The organism is Wolbachia endosymbiont of Mansonella ozzardi (genome assembly GCF_020278625.1).
Classification (GTDB): domain Bacteria; phylum Pseudomonadota; class Alphaproteobacteria; order Rickettsiales; family Anaplasmataceae; genus Wolbachia.
The window spans coordinates 1-4,561 of record NZ_JADAKK010000037.1 but is presented as its reverse complement, the minus strand read 5'-3'; the positions used below and the strand labels follow the sequence as shown (position 1 = coordinate 4,561).

2 protein-coding genes and 1 pseudogene are annotated in these 4,561 nt (G+C 35.0%); all 3 read left to right on the top strand.

Going from position 1 to position 4,561, the window contains the following annotated elements; genetic code table 11:
- Positions 1–1,058: cell division protein FtsA (ftsA, locus tag IHO40_RS04035; RefSeq protein WP_225536877.1), on the top strand; the 1,058-nt coding region annotated here is incomplete at its 5' end.
- A gap of 1,177 nt (positions 1,059–2,235) precedes the next feature.
- The gene (locus IHO40_RS04030; protein WP_225536876.1) at positions 2,236–4,044 is read left to right on the top strand and encodes an ABC transporter ATP-binding protein; all 1,809 of its coding nucleotides are present in this window, start codon (positions 2,236–2,238) and stop codon (positions 4,042–4,044) included.
- A gap of 131 nt (positions 4,045–4,175) precedes the next feature.
- Positions 4,176–4,368, top strand: a pseudogene (locus IHO40_RS04025) (PD-(D/E)XK nuclease family transposase); the annotation flags it as partial.
- Positions 4,369–4,561 lie beyond the last annotated feature (193 nt).

The window sequence follows — 4,561 nt, the reverse complement described above, 5'->3', positions numbered from 1 at the left end:
CAAATTACTCTATTTTATCAACTATAGGTCTGGCTGAGCAAGTATCAGAGGAAACTATAGAGCAGATATATATTAATATTGCTGGATGTGGAATTTCATCTTTCAATTTGCATAATGAAATTATTGCAGCCAATCATAAAATCTCTGACCGGGACATAAAACGTGTAGTCTTTCAAACGTTTGAGAAATATATTGAGGGGAATGTTATCATTCACAATATACCGTTAAAATATCACTTAGATGACATGACCAACATAAAAGAAGTCAGTGGATTGTATGGAAAAAGATTATCTGCTGAGGTTAATGTTGTCACTGCTTCTCGTTCAGCGCTTACCAATATTGAAAACTGCGTAACCAACAACAGTGGGCTAAGTATGGCCGGCTGTATTGCATCTTCATATTCTGCAGGTCTTGCTTGTCTAAGTGAAGATGAGAAAGAGCTCGGAACTGCCATTGTTGACATAGGAGGTGGGTACACTGCAATCGGAATTTTTAAAAGGGGGAAACTTATATATGCAGACAGCATTCCAATTGGTGGCATTCATATCACTCGAGATATTGCTTATGGGTTATGTACAAGTATAGAACATGCAGAGCGCATAAAAATACTATACGGCAATACTATCGTGACTTCAATAGATGAAAGCGAGTATATCACAGTGCAAGATAATGAAAGTGATGAGCCAACCCAAGTGCTCAAGTCTGAACTTATTGGCATTATAAGACCGAGAATCGAAGAAATACTTGAACTAGTAAAAGAGCAATTTCGGGAACAGAAAGACACGATTAACAAAGTAGTCATCACAGGCGGAACCAGTCAGCTCACAAGCATGAAAGAGATTGCAAGCTATATATTTAATAAGCAAGTCCGTATTGGATGCCCTAAGTCATGTAGTGGCCTTAATTGCGAATACGATAAGAATCCTGTATTTTCTGCTGCCATAGGTTCTATAAAACTAATAGTTAATACTTTTTATAAAAATAGTCCCAGAGTGCTCGGCCAGGATGGTAAAATAAGTAAATTGTATCACTGGTTTAAATCGAAAATTACAGTTTAGGTTCCTGTTTTCTCTTAATCATGCAAGCATCACGCGCTGGAATGACAACATTCTACCCAATTCATAAATTGCAACTGGTCATAAACATTAAAAAAATTTACCAAATAAAAAAAGGCAAAAAAAACCCGTTAGCTAGTTATTTACTATCTATCTTTATAAATTGGCATTTTTTTATTGTCTTAAACGTTTTAACAAATGCATTTTAGCTTATATTAGGTAAAAACCTTGAAAGTTTATAAAGACATGAGGTGCACATAGCAAAAAATTAAACATAAGATGCCAATCACATTGAGTTTTTTTGTTGTTTAATCTATACGGACTGAAGCTAAATAATAGCTTCAATACTATGAATAAGAATGAAGACGAAGGTTGTTAAGTAGTTTTTTTAGTTCCGTTTCTTAGTTGATACGCGCCCTGCCTTTAAGCAGAGATAAAAGCAAACTATTATCAAATAAACTAAAAACATTCCTTGAGCGAAGGCAAATTGTAATAAGTGTCCGTCTCCCCAGAAGAGATACTCGTAAAATAAACTTTTATCTGAGTGATACAGACCTGTAGGCATATTTTTTTGGGCTAGAACAAAGCAAAGAAATGACGATACAAGTATAATGACCAGCCCAATTTGTTCAACAGAAAGGTAAGAAGCTTGTTTATTTAACATGTAGCTGAATACTGCATTTGCAATATGCTGATAATAAACAAACTGAGCTCAAATAAAAACAATTTGCCTTGTAATACAGGTATATAGTTACTTTTGATCGCTTAAGTGTTTGGAACAAATGCGGATATGAACACTAGCAGCATGGAAAGGATTGAGATAATCCATAAAAAGTTGAGCCAATTGTTGGTGTTTTGTAGACTTCTGATAAAGAGCAGGGATATTATAGAGCACATCCATACCCAAATTGACAAGTTCACGTGTATCACCAACGCATTATCAAAAGTGTATTGTGCAGAAGGAATGAGAGAGTAGATAAAAGGCAGTAGTAGAAAATGACAATTATTGACAGCAATCCAGAGCAAGCAAGGCACATACTACTAAGAATATCCATTGCCTGCAGAGTAGAGTTTTATTTTGTATGTTGAGCACAGTCATTTCCCTTTTTTATTTTTGATTGCTATAATACAAGGTAGCACAAGTTTTTCAAATTGATTAGCATTTCTATGCGTGGTTCAAATGAATGATATCACAACAAAGCAGGTCATATCTTTCATTCTAAAAATGCTGCACCCGTTCCTGTTTCATATTACAATAGTATTACTAGCAGCATTGGTTTGGGCTGTCGATGTTTCCTTTAGTCCGTACTTGATAAAAATTATTATAGATCGTGCTTCAACATCAGCTGCAGATAATCTTTTTTATAATATAGCAACTCCTACCATATCTTACGTACTGATATTACTTTTACTTGAATGCATTGCCAGGCTATACAACTATTTTTTTGAAATTAAGATGATTCCTAACCTCCGTAAAAACATTGTTGAATCAAGTATTGTCATATTATTAAATCAAGATAATAGCTACTACCAAAATAACTTCTCTGGCAGTCTTGCCAACAAGGTTAATGATTTGACAAATTATATTCCGGATATTGTACAAATTACGATTGATAGGTTTGTGAGTCGCGCATTTGCACTTGGCATCGGAATTTATTTTTTATGGCAAGTGAATATCAGTTTTGCTTTATTGATGTTGACTTGGTCAGCACTATTTGTTCTGTCTTCTTTCCTGCTTGCAGAGAAGGTAACGCGTCTTGCAGATGTATGGTCAGAGCTTGGCTCAAGCATTACTGGCAAAATGGTAGATGTATTCTCAAATATCATGTCTGTAAGGTTATTTGCCAGCAAATACCAAGAAAGATTATCTTTGCAAGCTACTCATAGTGAAGCTGTTAAAGCAGAGCAAAGACTTCAGTGGCTGTATACGTGGATTTTTACTTTCTATGGCTTTTCATTTATAATTATGCAAATACTTAACTTGTATTTTTTAGTTAAAGGAAGGGAAGAAGAACTGATTACTACTGGAGACTTTGCTTTCGTCATGACTGTTAATATAGCAATAGCTAATTTTCTTTGGATGATAGCCAGAGACTTCTCACAATTTTACAAATCGTGGGGAAGGATTACTCAGGCTTTGAGGACAATTACTGCGATTCCTGAAATCCAAGATCAGCCAAATGCAGCAGATCTGGTCATAAAAAAAGGAGAAATTATTTTCAATCAAGTTCATTTTTACTATAAAGATGCAGAACCAATATTTGAAAACAAATCCATAATAATTAAATCTGGTCAAAAAGTAGGGCTTGTTGGTTATTCAGGTAGTGGCAAATCGACATTTGTGAATCTGATCCTCCGGCTTTATGATGTTAAGTCTGGAAAAATTTCAATTGATGGACAAGATATTCGCAATGTAACCCAGGATTCTCTACACAAAAATATCGGAATGATTCCACAAGATCCATCGCTTTTTCATAGAACTTTGATGGAAAATATTCGCTATGGCAAAGCAGATGCTAGCGATGATAAAGTGATAGAGGCTGCCAAACGTGCGCATGCCCATGAATTTATTTTAAAATTACCCCAGGGTTATGAATCACTCGTTGGAGAAAGAGGTGTAAAACTTTCAGGAGGACAGAGACAACGCATTGCAATTGCAAGAGCTATTTTAAAAAACGCTCCTATATTAATTTTGGATGAAGCAACCTCACAACTTGATTCTGTGATTGAAAGTGATATTCAAAAGTCCCTACGGGAGCTAATGCAAGGCAAAACTACAATAGTAATAGCCCATCGCTTATCTACACTTTTGCATATGGGTCGCATTTTAGTCTTTGATCAAGGTAAAATTGTAGAAGACGGAACACACCAAGCATTGCTCGATAAAAATGGAGTGTATAAAACCCTATGGAATGCACAAGTTGGTGGATTTTTGCCAGAGAAAAGTGGAAGGATATGCATCAAGAGGTGCGTTAAAGAGCAAACATAAGGTATTTTTTTGATCAACATATCCAGAGCTTAAAAATTTAGGCACAAAAAGATTGAGTATTTGCAAGAAATTGTATGTAGTTATTAATACCTTCTAAGTGAATTTCTCATGGCTTTTTTTAATTTCCTGATGTGTGCAATGATTATGACTTTAAAAGAATATTTGCCACTGAGAAAGATAAAGACATACTCATTCATTTATTGAACAATATTCTAGACTTTACTGACTTAACTGCAATTCAGGATGTTGGATTTAACCATTCCTGAGACTACCACTAAAAAGCAAAGTATTGTTGATGTTCTTTGTAAGGACTCTCAAGATTCCAGTACATTGTGGAAACGGTGCGACTTGAAAGTCTTCAGTCATATTGTTTAAAAAGTTCTTGATTAAGTCTTGATCAAACTTTTCAATTGTTATACCAAATCCCAACGGTAAATTAAAAAGTTCTCCTGCGATTAGCGAATTTATAGCCCTTCCCATAATAGTCCAAGAGAGGTAAGATAAGGACTTATAGTAG

Bases quoted from the DNA above. Each gene is read 5' to 3' on its own strand.
- IHO40_RS04030 (WP_225536876.1), top strand. From the start codon at position 2,236: ATGAATGATATCACAACAAAGCAGGTCATATCTTTCATTCTAAAAATG.